The sequence below is a fragment of the Pseudomonas sp. 51_B genome (assembly GCF_017491595.1).
Classification (GTDB): domain Bacteria; phylum Pseudomonadota; class Gammaproteobacteria; order Pseudomonadales; family Pseudomonadaceae; genus Aquipseudomonas; species Aquipseudomonas promysalinigenes.
This window is the reverse complement of the sequence record NZ_JAFGYW010000301.1, coordinates 1-475: the sequence shown is the minus strand read 5'-3', so window position 1 is coordinate 475 and position 475 is coordinate 1. Positions and strand designations below refer to the sequence as shown.

The window sequence follows — 475 nt, the reverse complement described above, 5'->3', positions numbered from 1 at the left end:
GTCAGAAAGTCCTGCGCAAGCCGGAAGATGTTGCCGGTACGTTCGCCGAACTGGGCAGCGTTGCCTGCCTGCTGGAGGGCTTCGTGCCATTCACCGGCGAAGTGTCGCTGATCGCCGTGCGTGCCCGCGATGGTGAAACGAAGTTCTATCCGCTGGTGCACAACACCCACGACAGCGGCATCCTCAAGCTGTCGGTGGCCAGCACCGATCACCCGTTGCAGGCGCTAGCCGAAGATTATTCCAGCCGTGTGCTCAAGCACCTCGACTACGTCGGCGTGATGGCTTTCGAGTTCTTCGAAGTCGACGGTGGCCTGAAAGCCAACGAAATCGCCCCGCGCGTGCACAACTCCGGGCACTGGACCACCGAAGGTGCCGAGTGCAGCCAGTTCGAAAACCACCTGCGTGCCGTGGCCGGCCTGCCGCTGGGTTCGACCGCCAAGGTCGGCGAGAGCGCGATGCTCAACTTCATCGGCGT

At 62.7% G+C, this 475-nt stretch carries 1 protein-coding gene; it reads left to right on the top strand.

The genetic code is table 11. The features are described 5' to 3' along the window. Positions 1 to 475: ATP-grasp domain-containing protein (locus J5M56_RS24935; RefSeq protein WP_207938053.1), on the top strand; the 475-nt coding region annotated here is incomplete at both ends.